Raw genomic sequence first — 19,235 nt, 5'->3', positions numbered from 1 at the left:
ACCATTACCGCAAACTTAAATGTGAACTTCCACTAAAGCTCATTGCCAAAACCTATCAGATGGATTGCTAAATTCAATTAGCGTAATCGATTTCCACTATCTACACTGAAAACAGCATTCGGTTATTCAGAGTGCATAACACTAATTACGAGGAGAAAACCATGTCTGAAAGTAAATGCCCATTTGTACACAAGGCCGGTAGCGGCACCACTAACCAAGATTGGTGGCCTAACCAACTTAACCTTGGCATTCTGCACCAGCACACCCCTGAATCTAGCCCTATGGGTGAAGGCTTTAACTACGCAGAAGAATTCAAAAAACTCGATCTCGCAGCCGTCAAGCAAGACCTGACTGCGCTCATGACAGACTCACAGGAGTGGTGGCCTGCAGACTACGGCCACTATGGCCCTTTCTTCATCCGCATGGCCTGGCACAGCGCCGGCACCTACCGCACTGGCGATGGCCGTGGCGGCGCGGGTCACGGCAACCAGCGGTTTGCACCACTTAACAGCTGGCCCGATAACGTCAACCTCGACAAGGCGCGCAGACTGCTATGGCCGATCAAACAGAAGTATGGCAAGAAAATTTCATGGGCTGACCTCATCATCCTCGCGGGCAACGTGGCCATGGAGTCTATGGGTTTCAAAACTTTCGGATTTGCTGGTGGCCGCGAGGATATCTGGGCGCCAGAGATTGATGTCTATTGGGGCAATGAACAAAAATGGCTCGATGACAAAACTCGCTATTCCGGCGAACGCGACCTGGAAAATCCGCTAGCTGCTGTGCAAATGGGGCTGATCTATGTCAATCCGGAAGGCCCCGGCGGCAACCCTGATCCGATCGGGTCTGGTCGTGACGTGCGCGAGACCTTTGCACGCATGGCGATGAACGACGAAGAAACGGTTGCACTCACCTGCGGCGGACACACTTTCGGTAAATGCCACGGTGCAGGTTCACCAACCCATGTAGGTCCTGAACCAGAAGCCGCACCTATCGAACAAATGGGCCTGGGCTGGAAGAGCAGCTACGCCAGTGGCAAGGGTGGCGACCAGATCGGCAGTGGTCTGGAAGGTTCATGGACACCCACTCCGACTACATGGGACATGAGCTATCTGGATGTGTTATTTGGCAACGAGTGGGAGCTGAGCAAAAGCCCGGCTGGCGCGCATCAGTGGACACCGAAACAGGCCACCGACAGCAATATGGCACCTGCCGCCAACGATGCAACTAAGCGCGTCCCCATCATCATGACTGCTGCGGATATGGCGATGCGCATGGATCCTATCTATGAGCCAATCGCACGCCGCTTCCACAAAAACCCAGCAGAATTTGCCGACGCTTTTGCCCGCGCCTGGTTCAAGCTGACCCACCGCGACATGGGACCTCATTCACGCTATCTCGGAGCCGAAGTACCCAAGGAAGCACTGATCTGGCAAGACCCCATCCCCGCTGTTGATCACCCGCTGATCAGCGATCAGGATGTCGCCGCGCTCAAAGCGAAAGTGCTGGCATCCGGGCTGAGCATTGCGGAGCTGGTATCTACCGCATGGGCATCAGCATCGACATTCCGTGGTTCCGACAAACGTGGTGGTGCCAACGGCGCACGTATCCGCCTCGCGCCGCAAAAAGACTGGGCAGCCAACCAGCCCCAGCAACTGGCGAAGGTGCTAGCCAAGCTTGAGACCATTCAGACTGAGTTTAATAAAGCGCAATCAGGTGGCAAGAAAGTTTCGATGGCCGACCTTATCGTGCTGGCGGGTTGTGCTGCTGTCGAAGCCGCTGTAAGCAAGGCAGGTCAGGTGGTGACAGTGCCGTTCACGCCGGGCCGTATGGATGCCACGCAAGAGCAGACTGACGTGGCTGCTTTTGACGTGCTTGAACCGATTGCGGATGGTTTCCGCAATTATCAAAAAGCCAAGTATTCCGTTTCAGCCGAGGAACTGTTGCTGGACAAGGCGCAATTGTTGACGCTCACCGCACCTGAAATGACGGTGCTGATCGGTGGCATGCGCGCACTGAATGCAAATGTCGGCGAGTCCAACCACGGTATTTTCACCAAGCAGCCGGAGGTGCTCACCAACGACTTTTTCATCAATCTGCTCGACATGAGTACAACGTGGATACCTGTTGCTGGCGCTGATGATGTATTCGAGGGACGCGACCGCAAGACCGGTGCAATCAAATGGGTCGGCACTCGTGTTGATCTGGTTTTCGGTTCAAACTCCCAGCTACGCGCCCTGGCAGAAGTCTATGGCAGCGCTGACGCACAGGGGAAATTCGTGCAGGACTTTGTTGCGGCCTGGAATAAAGTGATGAATCTGGATCGCTTTGACCTTGCATAATCGGCGAGGATAAACCCTATCGCCCAGCTTCAGTTTGAATGCAGCCAAATCAAGCTGAAGTTGGGCATAACTGAAAACACGCTTCAGACCACGTGCTTCTGCACCCACGCCACATAATGATCCATCCAGTTCTGCAATAATTTCTTGCTTCCTTCACCGATATTACCCACCTCATCAAACAAGCCTTCTCTGGCATGGATATAGGCTTCGGGTTGCGTCATAGTCGGCATATCCAGATAGGAAATGATATTGCGTAAATGCTGTTGTGCCATAGCCGTACCGATGGCGCCACTCGAAACCCCCAGCACCCCCGCAGGTTTGCCCGCCCAAACACTCTGTCCATATGGACGCGAGCCATGATCAAGCGCATTTTTCAGCACGCCAGGTATAGAGCGGTTGTATTCAGGCGTGACGAACAATACTCCATCCGCAGCCGCGATTTCAGCTTTAAAACGCTGCACGGTCTCAGCGGGACTGGCGTCATCATCCTGATTATAAAGTGGCAAATCGCCGATTTGTACCTGCTGGAATGCAAATGCGGACGGCGCCAGTTTCACTATGGCGCTGGCCAGTTTGCGATTAAATGAATCCTGGCGCAGGCTACCAACGACGACAGCGATTTGGTATTGAATCATGACGATCTCCTTGCAGAAAGATTGCTACATTAAAACCAGAAAAATCAGAAACCCTGCTCCACACCTTGCCATAGATAAGCATCCATAGCCAGTGCACCGTAGGTAAAACGCGGGCGGAAACGCAGAGGAATATCACCGTTCGCTGCACCCAAGGCAACAAAAAACGGCAGAAAATGTTCTTCGGATGGATGCGCATCCGCACCATGAGGTGCGGAACGATAGGCTAATAAGCCATCAACATCCTGTGCTGCCACCCGCTTCGCAACCCAGTCGGTAAATTGCTGAGCCTCCGGCAAAGGAGCGGCATCGGCTTGCGCATGAATATCCAGCCAGCCAAAATTATGCGTAATTGCACCAGATGCGAGGATGAGCACGCCCTCATCACGCAAGGGCACTAACGCTCGCCCCAACGCAACATGCGCTGCCGCACTGGCATTGTGTACCAGCGACAACTGGGTAATGGGGATATTGGCCTGCGGATACATCGCGGACAAGGGTGCCCAGGCACCATGGTCCAGTCCCCGACTGGGATGAAGTTCAGATACCAGACCCGCAGCAGACAACAGCGACACGGCACGTTCGGCCAGTGCTGGCGCACCAGGTGCTGAATATTGCATACGATATAGTGCAGGTGGAAAGCCAGAGAAATCATGTATGGTAACGGGCGGATTCGCCAGACTGGCTGTTGGCCGCTGTGCTTCCCAATGTGCAGAAATCACAAGTATCGCCTCAGGCTGAGGAATCTGCTGACCAAGTTCACGCCAGCAAGATACCGCATCCGGCGCATTCAATAATGCATCTGGGGCACCGTGGGATACAAAAACGACAGGCATGCGATGAAGCATATTGAGAACCTTTACTTTCTCCAAACAGATTAGATTAATCGCTGGAAAAATCGTTCAATGGGTTGTACCAAACTAATGAACGCGTGACCTAAGTAAAATTATGTCAACGAATAAAGTGGCGGCATAACCGCTGCCATGAGTTGCAACCTGCCAGTAATCACACCTCGCAACGTGATGATTTCATTGGCGATGGCTTGCAGGCGCCGTGCTGGCCCCTGCACCAGGATGACTTCCATCATTTTATGTTCAGCCAGATGCACATGCAGAGAACTAATCACTTCGTCGATATGCTTGAACTGCAGATCCGACAGTTTCTTTTGCAGCCCAGGCACAGAATGATCATAAAACACCGTAATCGTACCCGCCATCACTTCATCACCCAGCTGACGCTTATGCTCGACCAGCTGCTGGTTGATCATGTCACTGATGGCTTGCGAACGGCTGTCAAACCCTCGACATTCGACCATGTCATCCAAATCAGCCAGTAACTCCTGTGACAAGGAAACACTAATACGGCTGACCAGATGATTAGGCTTATACGCAGGCTGACTCATGATCTACTCCTAGAACATTTGGCTGTAACGTTTGATTTCCCACTGACTTACAGTGAGGTGGTAGGCTTCCCATTCCGCAGTCTTATACTTGATAAATTCATCACGCAATTCCTTGCCCAGCACCTGCTCAACTAATGGATCTTCGGCAAATGCAGCGACGGCTTCCTGTAGCGTCTGCGGCAGGAACTCTATGCCACGGGCGCTACGCTCTTCATCGGAAATGGCATACAGATTATCTTCGTTCGGTTCGCCCGGATTCATCGCTTCGCGTACGCCTTCCAGACCTGCTGCCAATACCAGCGTTGCCGCCAGATACGGATTCACCGAACCGTCGGCATTGCGTGACTCACAACGACCACCACCTGCTGGCACGCGTACCGAGTTGGTACGGTTATTCGATCCATAGGAGTTAAATACCGGCGCCCAGGAGAAGTAGTTCATCGCGCCGCGACGCACCAGACGCTTGTAGCTGTTCACCGTCGGTGCAAACACCGCGCACAGCGCGCGGCCATGCTTGAGGATACCGGCGATGAAGTGATAACCCAGCGGCGTCAGGCCAATGCCGCGCGGGTCGTCTTCAGGATCGCAGGCAAACAAGTTCTTGCCGGTTTCCAGATCATACAGCGACATATTGAAGTGCGCGCCGGTACCAGTCTTGTCGGCGAATGGCTTGGGCATCATGGTAGCAATCAGGCCTTCCTCCTTGGCGTAATGCTTGGCCATGAAGCGGAAGAACGTCAGGCGATCACACATGGTCAGCGCATCGGCGTAATTGAAGTCGAACTCAAACTGGCTGTGACCATCTTCATGATCAAATGAATACAAATCCCAGCCCAGATCGTTGATGCAAGTTGCAACTTTATCCAGCCAGCTGAAACTATCCACAAAACCACGCACGTCGTAGCATGGTTTGGCCAGATTATCTTCCGGATTCGGCACAGACAGGCTGCCGTCGGCTTCTTCTTTCAGCAGGTAGATTTCACATTCGATACCCAGATTCATACCGTAGCCCATTTCCGCAGCCTTGGCCAACTGGTTCTTCAGTGCCACGCGTGTATTCAGCGCATATGGCTTGCCCTGAAAATGGTTATCAGCCGGCATCCACGCGATTTTAGGTTCCCAAGGCAACTGAATAATATGATCCAGATCGGGTACGGAAGTCAGTTCGTCATCATTCGGCTCCTGCCCAAGACCATCCAGCGCATAGCCCGTATAACGTTCGGAACCGGCTGCCATTTGTGGCAAATGATCCAGTGGTACGACCTTGGCTTTCTGCACGCCATGAATATCAACATAAGCACCTATGCAATACTTGACACCTTTATCCTTCAACTCCTGTTGTATTGCTGCTACTTCTGCCTTGGATTTCATACTATTTCCCTTGTACACCCTGAATTGATTAAATGAGTTTTCATTACCCGACTACACAGTTACTGCTTAACCACACCTACTTATTCAACATTATCGACAATGTTGGTAAAACGTATCATATGTGGCTTGACCTCATCATCTTCACTCACTTCTACCGGGGGATGTATCAGTTCTTCCAGTCTGGCTTTGGTAGCCAGATACTCAGCCGAACTAATTTGCCCTGGATGGCGTGGGCGCGGTACCGGTACTTCGATAAACTCCTGCACTTCGCCCGGATGCGCTTTTAACACCAGAATGCGATCCGCCAGAAATATTGCCTCATCCAGATCATGGGTAATGAACAGGATGGTGACATCGATGTTCTTCCAGATATCCAGCAGATGCGTCTGCATTTTGATCCGGGTCTGTGCGTCCAGCGCGCCAAACGGTTCATCCATCAACAATATCCGTGGCTGATTAACCAGCGCCCGGGCAATAGCCACACGCTGTTTCATACCACCAGATAACTGATGCGGATATGCATCAGCAAACTTACTCAAGCCCACCAGATCCAGCCACATCAGTGCATTTCGCTCGGCTTCGAGCTTGCCGTGGTTATTCATTTCCGGGCCGAACATGACGTTCTTTTTTACCGTCAGCCAGGGGAACAACGTGTAACCCTGAAACACCATGCCACGATCGCTGCCCGGGCCATCAACAGGTTTACCGTCCAGCAATACCTCGCCTGATGTATGCGGCTCCAGCCCTGCCAGCATACGTATCAGAGTCGACTTACCACAACCCGAAGGGCCGATCACACAGACCAGTTCGCGCCGATGTATACTGAAATTCACATCACGTAGCGCAACCACCTTGCCCTGTGCCGACTCATAGGTTTTACCCAGCTGCTTAACTTCAAGTATGACCTCACGTTGCTGTATCTTGGCAAAGCGTTCGCGCACGGCATCTGACTGCTGCAAATAACTGGGCAATTGTTCTGTACTCACATCCATTCCTTCCATTTCATCCTTAGCCATCAGTTTTTGTTCTGCGACTGATCCCATGGGAACAACTTGCGCCCCAACCGAGCCAGCAGCAAGTCCATACCCAAGCCGAGTATGCCTATCATCATGATGGCGGCATATACGTTATCGAAATGCTGATAGCGCGCCTGTTGTGTGATGAACCAGGTAATACCGGAACTGGTACCGATCAATTCAGCCACAATCAGGTAAGTCCAGGCCCAGCCCAGCAAAATGCGCTGATCTCGGTATAAGTCAGGTAACACGCCGGGTATTACTACTTTGGTAATCAGTTTGAACGGTGTCGTTCCCAAGGTCATCGCTGCTTCCAGCAAAGTAAAATCAATCTTGCGCGTGGTATTGGCAATAATCAGGATTTGCTGGAACAGCGTACCGATCACGATAATGGCAATCTTCGGCCCGTCGTAAATACCAAGTATGGCTACTGCCAGCGCACCGAAAGCAGGTGCTGGCAGGTAACGAAAAAATTCGACAAATGGTTCAATTAACCTCGATATCGGTACGTAAGCACCACAGACTATTCCCAGCGGCACACCGATAAGCGAAGACAACAAAAAACTCCAGAAAATAATCTTGATGCTGTGCCACAAACTTTCATGCAACCACGGCATATCCTTCTGCTCGGGTGCTGTCGTGAATGCGGTATAAAATGCCTTGGCAACCTGGTCTGGCGCTGGCAAATAAACCGGATTGACAGGAATACCTTCCGGTACCGCCTTGCCTTCCGTACGCATATTCTTTAACTCATCTGCAAACACAGCCTTGTCGACATACATATCGACTTGCAGATAATCCACATCCCCAGGGTTGGTAATCAGTACCTTGGGATGCCATACAAAGGGTACATAACTCACTACCGACCATATCAGGAGCGGCAGCAAGAATGAGAACACACCCAGAATCATCCGCCTGCGCTGCGATAACCCTGCTCTGACTGAAAACCATCGTGCCTTACTCATACCTGCTCCCGACTCATTTATTACCTACCTAAAATTACTTGCCATTTACAAAAGATGGATCGATGTAGTTATCAACATTCTGATGATCTTTATAAACAGCATTACTTACGTTAAAGTCATCAGCAATTTTGGAAGAACCATACAAAGAACTAAATCCATCAGCTTTCACATAAGCCTTTTTACTTTCAGCCAGACTCAGCAATTTTGTACCCTTCAAGAAAGGCAAGTATGCTTGTGGTGTAAGACCCACACGAGCTGACATGATTTTCACCGCATCAGGCTGAGTTTTAGGATCATTGATATAACTGACTACACGATCCCATACCTTCACAAACTTTTGCCATTCAGCACGATGCGCGGCAAGACTGGCTGGATTTACAGCAAAACCATCGTAGATCAAACCTGGCTCGTTAGCAGAGGTAAACAATGGACGTGAACCAGGTAAACCTTTCATCGCCTGACCAGCAACAGGTTGCCATGCACCCACAGCAGAAACATCGCCAGAAGACAGTACTTGTGGCATTTCATTGGTTTTCGCATTAACCAATGTCACATCAGATTCTTTCATACCCAATTTTTTCAGGCCATCAAGCAACAACAAATGCTCAACCAAACCGACTTCCACCGCTACTTTTTTACCCTTGAGATCTTTCAGGCTCTTGATACCCGGCTTACCAATAATCATGTCGTTACCATTGGAGTAATCTGTCAGCATGATCATCTCGCTCTTGGCACCACCAGCACCTGTGACTAATGCATCACCGTTGGTCATACCAACAGCATCCAACTTGCCTGCTGCATATGCATCCATCGAAGCTGAATAATCAAACCACTCAAAATCAACCGCAACACCCGCTTCCTTGAACCAGCCCTTTTCTATCGCTACTTGCCAAGCCACAAAACCAGGCCAATCGCTATAACCAATTTTCAAAGGCGCCGCATGGCTAGTCTGCGCACACATCATCGCCAGCGGAATAACTGACGCCGCAACCAAACGCTTCAATTTGCCACTCACTTTTTTTGCAATCATCGTACTCTCCGTTCATGTCCAGTAATACTAAGTTTAAAAAAGGTAATACAGTATTTTAAAAAGCAAAATACGTACCAAACATCATCTTGTTGTTTTTATTGAGTTTGTTCCAATATGAAGATTGACATTTATGCACTGCAGCAGTGCGGCAGCCATAACTTAGTGCGAAAAGTACATTTAAGAATAGAATTTTCTTAAAGATGAATTTTGTTGCCTTAAGACATACAGAGCTGTGTTTGTTTTCACCTATCGCAAATGTGCGAGTTATTTAACACGCGTATTACTCATGGCTTGCTGGTACTCAATCTCAGCATCAGCGTCAATGGATGCAATGGCGACCACTGAAAACCATATTTTTCGTAGAATTCCTTGGCGCGGTCATGAAGCGCATGCACCAGCAACGCTCGAACACCCGCGTTCTGCGCAACCACAACAGCCCGGTTGACGGCGTCTTGGAGTAGGGATGCGCCAAGCTTGATGCCCTGCGCTTGATGATCAACTGCCAATCGGGCCAGCACCATCACCGGAACTGGATCGGGCATGTTTCTACGCACCGAGCTCGTTGCCATCTGGTGCGCGACTGCGCCCGCAGCCATGGCGTAGTAGCCAAAAACACGGCCGTTCTGATCCGCCACTACAAACGTGCGACTGGCTCCGCTCAATTGGTTGGTCATTGCGCGGCGCTTGAGCCATTCATCAAGAACGGCCTCACCGCACTCAAACCCATCCAAAATGTGGGTAGCCGCTAGCGGTTGAGGAGCATTGAGTTGCAAGCTCACTCCTTGGCTTTGTTCCAGGGAGCAGCTACCGCCATGAGGCGTTCAAGCCCTGGATTATGACTAGGCGGGGCATCAAGCATTGCCGTGAACTGCTGGAACTTGTCGGCATTCAGGCGAAAAAAAACCTGATCAAGCACTACCGCCTGTGCTTTGTCGCAGGCAGCCTCGAGCATGAAATCCGAGCGATTCTTACCTAACAGCGTTGCAGCATGATCAATCAAGTCTCGCTGCTCGGGCAATGCCCGTAAATTAATAGCGGCGTCGCGCATGACCTTCTCCTTTTAATGTATACACATTAGATATACGAAGCATAGCCGGACGTGTAGCCGTTGTCAATACGCACCGCGCCTTCAAAAATTGAGTTCACATGAATATGCATATGGCACGATCAAGATAGAATATTCTGAATCCACCCCAGAAAATCGCACTGTTAGACGTTTTGTGCCTCCGAGTTGAAGCAACTAGTGGGGTATTAAAACATCTGAAAACTAGCACATACCCAACATTACAACAGTTTGATGGAAACAAGATGCAACAAATGCACCAATTACGTCTGGTTACACTTGTTTAAATAAAGGGGATTTTTGCCACACTGAATTGTGTCAAAGCTATCATTTACGATTATTTATGGTACCTTGCAGTTGCGCACAGTAACCGTAAGCCATTGATTTGGCGGAGAAGGCGGGATTCGAACCCGCGTTGGGATATTATCCCAAACACGCTTTCCAGACGTGTTATTTTAATTAGTCAAACCCTTTATTGACAAGGCTTTCAAGCCAGCGTAATCTTTAATATGGATTTTCGGGGACAAAACGGGGACACTAAGATTAAAAATGGCGACTTTCGAACAACGTGAATCAGGATGGTGGCAGGCTAAGATACGGCGCAAAGGCTATCCGCAAGAAAGCAAGACCTTCAGAACCAAAACGGAAGCCGAGGCGTGGGCTAGATCAGTTGAAACCGCGCTTGATAAGGGCTCTTATATATCCGCTTCGCTCGCAGAAAAAACAACGTTTGCCGATGTTGTCAGTAGATTCATGAAAGAATTTGCTCCTTTTCATTATCGTATCCGCGATGACAAGAAGGAGGCTTGGCGTTTTCAGTGCAATCACCTAGAAAATGCGCTTGGTGAATATTCTTTAGCTGCAATCACACCGCAAGTCGTGACCAGCTACCGAGATGCACGGAGCGAGCTAGTCTCTGGCTCAACGGTGAGGAAAGAAATTTATATGCTTTCCAAGATACTGACCGTTGCAAACCAAGAATTTGGAATCACATTGCCAATGGGCAACCCAGTCAAAAATATCAGGAAGCCCAAGGAAAACAATAGCAGGGATAGACGATTGAGCGAATCGGAGTTGAATAAGCTGATTGAGCAATGTAAGGCTTCACGTAACAAATGGCTTTTGCCTGCGCTTGTAATTTCAGTTGAAACAGCTATGCGTCAAGGTGAACTTCTGCAATTAACCTGGTCAATGATAGACAAAAAACGGCATTTAGCCTTGTTGCTTGACCCTGACAAAATTAAAACGGAAGAACCAAGAGCCGTGCCGCTGTCTAGCACCGCTTTGGCTGTGATTGAGAGCCTACCACGCAGCCTAGGCGGACTATTGATTCCAGTGGAGCGGATGACCCTGTATCACGCTTTTCATGCGGCTTGCGAACGAGCAGGCATTGACGATTACACGTGGCATGATTTGCGACACGAAGCGATGTCACGACTAGGCGAGCGTGGAGATATGTCGATTATTGAACTGGCAAGCATTAGCGGACACAAGACCTTGCAGATGCTGAAGAGGTATACCCATTTGGACGCTGAAAAACTCGCAAAAAAACTTGGGTAATTTCCACATATCCGAGCTTAATTATGCACTGTATGCATTAAAAAGTTCAGATATAGCGGCTTTTGAATTTGTGGGATAGCATAATTTACTAGCTTCATGACAGCTTTTCTGTCGCCACAAATAATTTGACAACCCTATTTTTGTGAGTACAATAATTAATATGGAAATCAGCTTTGACCCTGGCAAGAGTGAGCACAACGTATCTGAACGCGGTCTGCCATTCACGCTTGTTGAACAAATGGAATGGTCAGACGCAGTGATCAAAGAGGATGTCCGTAAAAACTATGGTGAACGCCGCTATCTTGCGCTTGGGATTATCGGTGATCGGCTGTATGCCGTGGTGTTCACGCCTCGCGCAGACAAGGTGCATGTCATCAGTTTGCGTAAGGCGAATCAACGAGAGGTGAAATATTATGAGCAAAAAACCAAACCCTGAACTGATTGACGACGAGAACCCCGAATGGACAGCAGCAGACTTCACCGAAGCACGCCCTGCCAATGAGGTGCTGCCGCAAATTTTCGGCGCAAAAGTTGCTCATGAAATGCTCAAGCCTCGCGGTCGTCCTCGTGCCGAGCATCCAAAAGAGCGCATCAACATTCGACTGTCACACGAGGTTGTCGAATATTTCAAATCAGAGGGTGACGGCTGGCAAACTCGAATAGACTCTGCCCTTCGCCAATTCATCACTGAGCATCAAGGACGGTAATCACTTAGTTCCATTTTGAAGCCATGACACGCCAATTTCGCATCCCTGCCATATAGGGTAAGCAACTTTGCTTATTCACTAAACAAGGGGTTCAAAATGGAAAACTACGATAACGGCTTTATCTCAATGCTGCCTACCTTGGCTGTATTCATCGGCGGGTTTGTGCTCATGGGCTGGATGTTTGGTTTGTGAGTGAATAGGATTTGGTTGCTAATCTGATTGGCATACAATATCCGAATAATCAGATTAGCACTTCCATACCCTTACGATCTAGAAGATTAAGCAGTTTTAGTGATGGGCCACTAGGATGTTTATCGCCAATTTCCCATTGGCGAACAGTAGAAAGGCTGGTGTTGAGCATGGCAGCTAATACCGCCTGGCTAATACGGTAGCGTTCACGTAAACCCTTAATTTTCTGGCTATCGTAAACAGGGACGGCATCCAAACACAGCGCATCATATTTCTGCATTTTGTGTTTGTCGATAAATCCTAAATCCTGCAAATCCAAAGCCGTTTCATGCACGGATTGCAGGATACTGCTTTTTGCATTTTGTTTAGCGCTCATGACAAATCTCCAATAATGTTCCTCGGTTAACTGCGGCATCAATCTGAATCAAGTCCAACGCCAGTAAATCAGATGCTATAGCCTGCAAAGCTTCCAATTCATTTTCACTAATATTGGCGCGAACATTCTTCTCAAAACCATATACAAAGAACCAACGGTTTTTCAAATTGGTTGCCAATAGCGTTCTAGCACCACTGCTTTTGCCGCGACCTGACATAGCAACTCTTTTCTTTACTACGCATCCACCAAGATGCGCATCTACCAAACCGCGTTTCATTTCGTTGACAGCAGCGCACAACAGCGCATCGGTTAGTTCCGTTTTGCGCATCCAGCGATTAAAGTGTTGAGTTTTTAGTACACGTTTCATATCAGTATTGTATCACTAAGGGGTATAGCGTCAAGCATAAAACCTCGTACCAGGCTTCGCACTGATAGGCTGGGTGTTTGGTTTGTGAGTGAATGGCGGGTCAATGGCGAAAGCAGAAGCCGCATGCGGAGCGCAACGAAGTGAGCACCGAACGGGTGAGCATTTCGGCGCGTAGCGCGCACCATTGATGCGACAGTAACGGCATAAGCTCTGGTGAGGGTGTGGGGTTGTTGTTTAACCCCGCACCCTTGCCTATATGGCGAATATTGGGGTTTGGGGCAACGCCCCAAGGTGTTGTGTTGGTGGTCTGCATTTCGCGGCTTCATGCGATATGCTGACCATGCCTTTATGCTTGGTGGTGACGTTCTGCGGCTTCATGCAGTACGTCGCCATGATGACTTATTCAGGCTCAAATAGTATATGAATAATATAATATATGAAACTTATCATATATTATATTATTCATATATGATAAGCAGCACAGCCCGCCATATTTGGCAGGCTGATTGCTTAAAATCCTTATCCTGTATGGGGTTTGGCTGGTTGGTGGTGCTGTTTAGCAACAGCGTGAACGAGAGCAAATAATATATTATTCATATAATATATGATACTTATCATATATCAGTTGCCAGCAACTTCTTTACATTTTCATTTTTGTAATGACGGGCAGCCATAGGCTGCCCTATAGACTATGGCTAGTGAGTTACTCGCATCACACCACCCCACATTCCGCCGATCACCTGCACATGATCGCCAACACGGAATGTTTCACCGTCAACAGCCTGGCTAATAGCTCTTAGCTGCCCGTTGTCCAGCTTCACAGTAATTTCAATGCCGCGTTGATTACTGATCTGGTGTTCTACTGCATTACCAGCCACACCACCACCTAACGCACCCAGGACAGTTGCTATCGTCTTGCCTGTGCCATTGCCTACCTGATTACCTGCCAAGCCGCCTAAGAGCGCACCTATGCCTGCCCCTGCGGTCTGGCTGGTATTGGTCGTGGTGTTGATGTTTACGGCACGAGTGCTTAACACAGTGCCAAGCTGCACATCCTGACTTTGCCGTGCCTGCTGGCTGTTGTAATCACCGCTGCCTACGCCGTTTGTGCCATATGTACTTGCACAGCCTGCGGTTAGTGCGGTTGCGGTCAACAATGCAAAAACCGCGATTGATTTTTTTAGTGGGTATGTTTTCATGTTATCTATCCTTAATTTTTTGATGGTTGGTTAATGTCGTTTGGAACGGTGAATACTTGCGCTTTGCCCGTATCATTGGCTTTACGCTGCATTGCATCGGCAAGCGCATAAATGCGCGTTGCTTGTTCGCTGTCACCGTAATAAATCGTTTCTATCTGTCCGCGTGTTGGCACTAGCAAAACGCGCCAGCCTTCATCCTCAGTAGCAAAAGGCACAATTGCCACTGTATCGCCAGCCAACAGGGTGAATTTTTGCTGTGCGGGGGCTGCTGCTGGTACTGGTGCTACTGGTGCATTATGTAGATGATGGAAATAGGCGGATACCGCTACTGCACTACCGCATATCATTAAAGCCCATAGCCAAGCGCGTTTTCTGCTGGCTGTGGGAGTTGGTGGCAATGGGTCGGTTATAAACTCCGCATTGGTTAGCGTGTCTGTCATTGCTTCAAATTCTTTACTCATTTTTCTGCTCCTGAGATTAAAAACACAATAGGGGATTTGGTGTTACCCGCTGCTTTCTGTGCCAATCGTGCTTCGTGTTCCACTAATTCAGCCTTGCGCTGGAAGCCTGCAAATACCAGCTCTTCTTCGCCGTTGGCATGTATCAGATAAACGCTTGCATGATTCTCAGCCTCGATGTCTGACTGATACACAACCCGCCCTTTCGGGCGGACTGTGTAGGCGCGTAGTTGGGTTAGTTCGCCAGTTTGCATGTGTTGATGTTCACAAACTGCTGACCGTCCACGTTGGTATCACCCAGCACGCGGAAACTGATCTTGTGCTTAACGTCTTTGTCATTGACCGTCCATTTCAAGCCTGCGCCGTCACCTTTGATTTGAAACAGGGTCGCCCATGCAAACGGGTTGAGCGTGTCAATGGCAACCGTTGGCAGCGAGAGCAAGCCTGGCATAGGCGAATACATGCTTAGAGTTAGCCAAGCTGTGGCAGGAATTTTCACATCAGGCACATCAACACCCTGCGCCTCGGCAAAGTTACGCAAGGTGGTGAAGTCTTCTTTTTTGAGCGTGGTGGTCTGGCATACGACTGGTGCGTTAGCTGCGCCGCCAAGGTCTGCCGCTGTAGGGGGTTCTTGTGCAACCTTTGCTGCCAAAGCCAATGGGAAAAACAACATCAAGAATGGAAAAGCCATGATAAAAGTCCTTTTAAGATTAAGTTAAATTGCAAAGCAGATTTGCCTTACACCCTATATGGCAGGGGTGCGAAATTTGCGGCGATTTGAGCGGTTATTTTTTGCGGGTTGATAATCTGCATCACCCATGCGAAAAAAACCCGCTGATGAGGCGGGTAAGTGGGTTACAAGCCGTAATCGTTATCTCGGCTTCTCGTTTTGTCAGGTTCTGCCTGTTTCATTTCTGCCGTAGGCTGGGGTTTAGCTGGCGAAATGCCAACGTCTGGCATCGCGAAAGTTTTATCTATGCGTACACCCGCTTGTTCTGCTGCCTTGGCTTTGTCTTGGGTATATAGCTTTGTGCTCATCCGTGCGCGGGTCGCATTCACATATGCTTCACGCTGTCCGTGCTTGCCTGCCTCCGTGTTGTGGTGTATCCACGTTCTGTTGACCGTCTGCCCTTGCGCGGCTTGGCTGGTCGAGGCGTAGCCATGATCAAGATGTTGATATTTTTGCATGTCAATGGTTTTAGTCCTGCCGTTATCCAGACTGACGGTAAGGCTTGCGCCGTTTATGCGCTCGATGGTTGCGCCTTGCCCGTTCTTCAAATCAAAATCACGGTTGTTTTCCATAAATTTAATTTTGTCACCCACCCCGAACTCGCGCGTTTTAGGCGTGTATGCCTGCGCTTTCTGTCGGTCTGGCTGATAGGTTATCGTCCTGCCGTCGGTAGTCATGGCGGTCACTGTGTTCGCGCGGTGGTCGGTTTTTAATACAGTGAGCGTGCCGCCTCGCTTCATGCCTAGATTTTTGTAATCCTTGCTGAACTTCACAATATCACCTGGCGCATAATTGGCGGCGCGGTTGGCTTCTGCGGTGGTCATGCTTTTGCTTTCAAGGACAAGCACGGCGCGGCTGTCCTTGATTTCACCTGCGGCTTTCAGGTTGTCACGGATTTCATTATTAATGCTGGCGCGGTCTGCATTGGTCGCAGTTATCACGATGGTTTCAGCGCGTTCATTGGGTGATAGCGCAGCGTAATCCTTGGCAAGGTCTTTGATAACAGCCGCATTGTCTTTTTGTGCAGCTTGCTTTAGATCGTCCTTATAGCTGCGCAAGGTGGATTTTTCACGGTCGGTTAGCTTTTCAGTTGTTTTTGTTTTGGCTATTCTGGCGTTGTTGATGCGCTCGGCTTTGGCTATCGTGTCCGATATGCGGTGTTTGTTCTGATACTCGATTCTTGCCCTGATTTGCGTTCTTCTGATTTCATGTGCGGGCAAACTCTGGATTGCCTCTGCGTGTTTGTTGTCCAGGATGTGCTTTACCGTAGCCTTGGCATGTTCGGTTTTTTGGCGGCTGATTTGCTCCAGGTTGGATACGGGCATGTGCTTCTGCGCTTGTTCAAAAGCTGTGCCTGCTTCAACGGATTGGTGCTGCAACTTGTCACCCAGATAGATTTGCTTTGCGCCTGCGTTGTCTGCGGTCTGTGCTACGTTGGCAAATTCTTTCTGTCCACTCATAGACGCTTCATCCATGATGCGCAATTCGCGCATAGGTTTGATTTCTGCCTGTTGTTTGAGGTCGGCAAGGGCTTGGCTATGTTGCGCACGATTTTCCAGCGCAATTTTGATACGTGTGGCTGTGCTCTCCAACATGCCTGCCTGTTTCCAGCCTTCGGCTCTGCTGATTACGCTTTTTGCTAGTCGTGCGGCGAAATTGTGCGACTTGATGCCGTCCTTGATTGCGCCTGCGGCTTCATTCTTCAAGCTGCCGCCTGTTTTGACCACGGTAGTCATTCCCACAATGCCCGCCAGCCCTTTGCTTTTAACTATCAGGTATTTGCTTTGGGTTAAACCTAGATGGTTGATGTTGCGACTGGAAGTGCTGTTGCTGGCTGCGTGCAAGGCAAGCGCATGGGTGTTGCCCGCCTTGTCGATGATGTAGGCATTGCCCGCACTGTCATACTCTTTGACAGCCTCGCCTTGGGCCACCTGTTCTTCCAGCTTAGTCAGATTAGGCTTGATGCCTGCCTCAAAGGTAGCAAGTGCTTCTGCGGCGCGTTGCTGGTCACGCTGCACCTTGGCTTCTGATAGTAAGTGGCTGGCTGTCGTGGTGGTTTTAATGCCACTTTCCTGTTCCATCTTCTGCGCCTGATTCGCGCCATTGGAAAACCCTGTCACCGTCCAACCTTGGCTTTCTGCTGCCTCGCGTACAAATTCCAGCATAGTGGTCTTACCTGTGCCTGCCAAACCTTGTACGCCTGCATGTACATCCTTGCCAGTCAAGATCATGCTGGCGGCTGCACGTTGTTCTTCGGTGAGGTTAAAGCCTTTGCTGCGTTCAAAACTGGCTAATGCTTTATCGAAGGCCTGCGCTGTCATAACAGCCTGATGTGCGCCTTTGCCAGCCTCAAGGCGTGCAGCTAATGCTTGTTCTGAGGCTGCTGCTGCAAGCGTGGTGAACTCACCATCAGCGCGACGAATAAGCTCGCCGCTGCGTTCTGCCTTGATAACGGCTGCACGTATCTGGCTATAGGTTGCCCGTCCTTCGCTGAATTTGGCGGCGTAGGTATAGACTTCCTTTAGATTAAATGCGGCTTCGCGTTCTGACAGGTGCGAAATTGACGCAGAAAGGGCTTCTTTGCCTGCGTTTACGCTGTATGCCTGCTCGCGGCTGTGGTGCGGTAACGGTTCTTTCATGTTGATGCGCTCGGCGCGTTCCAACCATTGTGCGCGTTGTTGTGCTGATGATTCAGGTGCATTTTTACCAGCACGTGTTTCTAAGCAAGCAATTTCTCGCTGTTTACTGGTGGCTGTATCAGGATTAATGCCCTTGGATACTAGATACGCATCTATTTGTTTTGAGCGTTCGCTGAATTCTGCCCTTTGTTCATTTGTGATGCCTGCCAGCTCTGGAATGCCGAACTTATCAAATTCAATTTGATAACCTCGCATTTGTAGCTCAGCTGCCAATTCATTCTTATAAATTCGGTCTGCCGTCATGCGATGTGTCAATAATGCCTCATTTGACAAACTGTACGCCTTGCCAGCGTGATAGGTTACGTTGGCAATGGCAACATGGGTATGTGTGCTAGGGTCAAGCTCGCGAGTCAATGAGTGCTCAAACTTGGCATAAACAAGATTTTGCGTTTGAACTTTCTGCCCGTTTACCCGCGTCCATGCGCAGTTGGATTCCAAGTAATTCAAGGCTGCCTGAACTGCGGCTTCATGCGCAGCGCGAATACCTACGTTGTCGTAGATTTCCGCTGCTATTGAGATGGATTTAGGTGCGCTAAAGGTGAAGTCCATGCCTGCGCGGTGGTCTATCTTGCCTTCTGCGTCGATTCTGCCAAGTTGTCGCTCGGCGTTGTTGTTTGCAGGCTCACGAAATTGACCAGACAAAACTTTATGCAGATCAGTGGCGGAAACACTACCACCAATCTCATAGCCCGCTATAGCTGCGCCTTCGCCGCCCCATTCACTTCTAACCTGGTCGTCGGCGTAATATTCGCCTCGCGCTTTATCTGGTTGTGTGCCGTTTTGTTCTTTTGTTAAGTAACCCGCAGCCCCTTTGGCGGACTGGAAGAATGTGCAACTGATCATGATGTGTGCCTCATAAGGTAATAAGCGATTTTGCTTATTACCTATGGAAGCCATGCGAAATTTGGCGGGTATAACTATTGGTGTTTCACTCCCGAACTATTGGGTTATCACATGCAGTAGCGGTTAAACAAAGCATTAACACCTTGGGGCTTTGCCCCAAACCCCAATCTCGCCGATAGGCAAGGGTGCGGGGTTAAACAACAACCCCACACCCTCACCAGAGCTTATTCCGCTCCTGTCCTGTCAATGGTGCGCTACGCCGAAATGCTCACCCGTTCGGTGCTCA

The 19,235-nt window shown here is 49.5% G+C and carries 20 protein-coding genes; 4 read left to right on the top strand and 16 right to left on the bottom strand.

All coding sequences use genetic code 11. The annotated features are described in order from the left end of the window. Positions 1 to 161 precede the first annotated feature (161 nt). Complete coding sequence (gene katG, locus SFSGTM_RS05670; RefSeq protein ID WP_162084339.1) at positions 162 to 2,342, top strand: catalase/peroxidase HPI; 2,181 nt, start codon at positions 162 to 164, stop codon at positions 2,340 to 2,342. Between the two features lie 83 nt (positions 2,343 to 2,425). On the opposite strand, the gene SFSGTM_RS05665 is transcribed toward katG, so the two are convergent. The 9 genes from SFSGTM_RS05665 to SFSGTM_RS05625 all read right to left on the bottom strand — a co-directional run bounded on the left by SFSGTM_RS05665 (position 2,426) and on the right by SFSGTM_RS05625 (position 9,806). Next, a complete protein-coding gene (locus tag SFSGTM_RS05665) occupies positions 2,426 to 2,977 on the bottom strand; it encodes an NADPH-dependent FMN reductase (protein WP_162084338.1) in 552 nt (183 codons plus the stop codon). A 44-nt stretch (positions 2,978 to 3,021) separates the two neighbouring features. Continuing rightward, a complete protein-coding gene (locus SFSGTM_RS05660) occupies positions 3,022 to 3,822 on the bottom strand; it encodes a dioxygenase family protein (RefSeq protein ID WP_232526051.1) in 801 nt (266 codons plus the stop codon). A gap of 98 nt (positions 3,823 to 3,920) precedes the next feature. After that, positions 3,921 to 4,376: a nickel-responsive transcriptional regulator NikR gene (nikR, locus tag SFSGTM_RS05655; protein WP_162084337.1), complete on the bottom strand. Its 456-nt coding sequence runs from the start codon at positions 4,374 to 4,376 to the stop codon at positions 3,921 to 3,923. A gap of 9 nt (positions 4,377 to 4,385) precedes the next feature. Continuing rightward, a complete protein-coding gene (gene glnT / locus SFSGTM_RS05650; RefSeq protein ID WP_162084336.1) occupies positions 4,386 to 5,747 on the bottom strand; it encodes a type III glutamate--ammonia ligase in 1,362 nt (453 codons plus the stop codon). Between the two features lie 80 nt (positions 5,748 to 5,827). Further along, on the bottom strand, positions 5,828 to 6,739 hold the full coding sequence (locus tag SFSGTM_RS05645; RefSeq protein ID WP_162086217.1) for an ABC transporter ATP-binding protein: 912 nt from the start codon (positions 6,737 to 6,739) through the stop codon (positions 5,828 to 5,830). A gap of 23 nt (positions 6,740 to 6,762) precedes the next feature. Continuing rightward, positions 6,763 to 7,728 carry an ABC transporter permease gene (locus SFSGTM_RS05640; RefSeq protein ID WP_162084335.1) on the bottom strand — a complete coding sequence of 322 codons (966 nt, stop codon included), beginning with the start codon at positions 7,726 to 7,728 and terminating at the stop codon, positions 6,763 to 6,765. A gap of 34 nt (positions 7,729 to 7,762) precedes the next feature. Further along, complete coding sequence (locus SFSGTM_RS05635; protein WP_162084334.1) at positions 7,763 to 8,758, bottom strand: ABC transporter substrate-binding protein; 996 nt, start codon at positions 8,756 to 8,758, stop codon at positions 7,763 to 7,765. 284 nt (positions 8,759 to 9,042) lie between these two features. Further along, positions 9,043 to 9,537: a GNAT family N-acetyltransferase gene (locus SFSGTM_RS05630; protein WP_162084333.1), complete on the bottom strand. Its 495-nt coding sequence runs from the start codon at positions 9,535 to 9,537 to the stop codon at positions 9,043 to 9,045. After that, on the bottom strand, positions 9,534 to 9,806 hold the full coding sequence (locus SFSGTM_RS05625) for a type II toxin-antitoxin system TacA family antitoxin (protein ID WP_162084332.1): 273 nt from the start codon (positions 9,804 to 9,806) through the stop codon (positions 9,534 to 9,536). Before SFSGTM_RS05625 ends, SFSGTM_RS05630 begins: the two co-directional genes overlap by 4 nt. A gap of 564 nt (positions 9,807 to 10,370) precedes the next feature. Here SFSGTM_RS05625 and SFSGTM_RS05620 point away from each other — a divergent pair. The 3 genes from SFSGTM_RS05620 (at position 10,371) to SFSGTM_RS05610 (ending at position 12,088) form a co-directional block, all read left to right on the top strand. Continuing rightward, positions 10,371 to 11,381 (top strand): site-specific integrase, encoded by a 1,011-nt coding sequence (locus SFSGTM_RS05620; protein ID WP_162084331.1) that lies wholly within the window; start codon positions 10,371 to 10,373, stop codon positions 11,379 to 11,381. Between the two features lie 142 nt (positions 11,382 to 11,523). Beyond that, positions 11,524 to 11,817 carry a BrnT family toxin gene (locus tag SFSGTM_RS05615; protein WP_232526050.1) on the top strand — a complete coding sequence of 98 codons (294 nt, stop codon included), beginning with the start codon at positions 11,524 to 11,526 and terminating at the stop codon, positions 11,815 to 11,817. Then, a complete protein-coding gene (locus tag SFSGTM_RS05610; RefSeq protein WP_162084330.1) occupies positions 11,795 to 12,088 on the top strand; it encodes a BrnA antitoxin family protein in 294 nt (97 codons plus the stop codon). The genes SFSGTM_RS05615 and SFSGTM_RS05610 overlap by 23 nt, the downstream gene beginning before the upstream one ends. A 241-nt stretch (positions 12,089 to 12,329) precedes the next feature. On the opposite strand, the gene SFSGTM_RS05605 is transcribed toward SFSGTM_RS05610, so the two are convergent. The 7 genes from SFSGTM_RS05605 to mobF form a co-directional block, all read right to left on the bottom strand. Next, positions 12,330 to 12,653, bottom strand: a complete 324-nt coding sequence (locus SFSGTM_RS05605) for a helix-turn-helix domain-containing protein (protein ID WP_162084329.1) — start codon at positions 12,651 to 12,653, stop codon at positions 12,330 to 12,332. Beyond that, positions 12,643 to 13,020 carry a type II toxin-antitoxin system RelE/ParE family toxin gene (locus tag SFSGTM_RS05600; RefSeq protein ID WP_162084328.1) on the bottom strand — a complete coding sequence of 126 codons (378 nt, stop codon included), beginning with the start codon at positions 13,018 to 13,020 and terminating at the stop codon, positions 12,643 to 12,645. The genes SFSGTM_RS05605 and SFSGTM_RS05600 overlap by 11 nt, the downstream gene beginning before the upstream one ends. Positions 13,021 to 13,715: 695 nt before the next feature. Then, positions 13,716 to 14,219 carry an outer membrane lipoprotein gene (locus SFSGTM_RS05595; RefSeq protein ID WP_162084327.1) on the bottom strand — a complete coding sequence of 168 codons (504 nt, stop codon included), beginning with the start codon at positions 14,217 to 14,219 and terminating at the stop codon, positions 13,716 to 13,718. 11 nt (positions 14,220 to 14,230) lie between these two features. Further along, entirely contained in the window at positions 14,231 to 14,680 is a 450-nt protein-coding gene (locus SFSGTM_RS05590; RefSeq protein WP_162084326.1) for a hypothetical protein, read from the bottom strand. Further along, entirely contained in the window at positions 14,677 to 14,931 is a 255-nt protein-coding gene (locus SFSGTM_RS05585; RefSeq protein WP_162084325.1) for a hypothetical protein, read from the bottom strand. The genes SFSGTM_RS05590 and SFSGTM_RS05585 overlap by 4 nt, the downstream gene beginning before the upstream one ends. Next, a complete protein-coding gene (locus tag SFSGTM_RS05580) occupies positions 14,913 to 15,368 on the bottom strand; it encodes a hypothetical protein (protein WP_162084324.1) in 456 nt (151 codons plus the stop codon). The genes SFSGTM_RS05585 and SFSGTM_RS05580 overlap by 19 nt, the downstream gene beginning before the upstream one ends. A 164-nt stretch (positions 15,369 to 15,532) precedes the next feature. After that, positions 15,533 to 18,949, bottom strand: coding sequence for a MobF family relaxase (gene mobF, locus SFSGTM_RS05575; protein WP_162084323.1), 3,417 nt, complete (start codon positions 18,947 to 18,949; stop codon positions 15,533 to 15,535). Positions 18,950 to 19,235: the final 286 nt, after the last annotated feature.

This window comes from Sulfuriferula nivalis, assembly GCF_009937995.1.
Taxonomy (GTDB): Bacteria; Pseudomonadota; Gammaproteobacteria; order Burkholderiales; family Sulfuriferulaceae; genus Sulfuriferula; species Sulfuriferula nivalis.
This window is presented reverse-complemented; position numbering and strand designations above follow the sequence as displayed.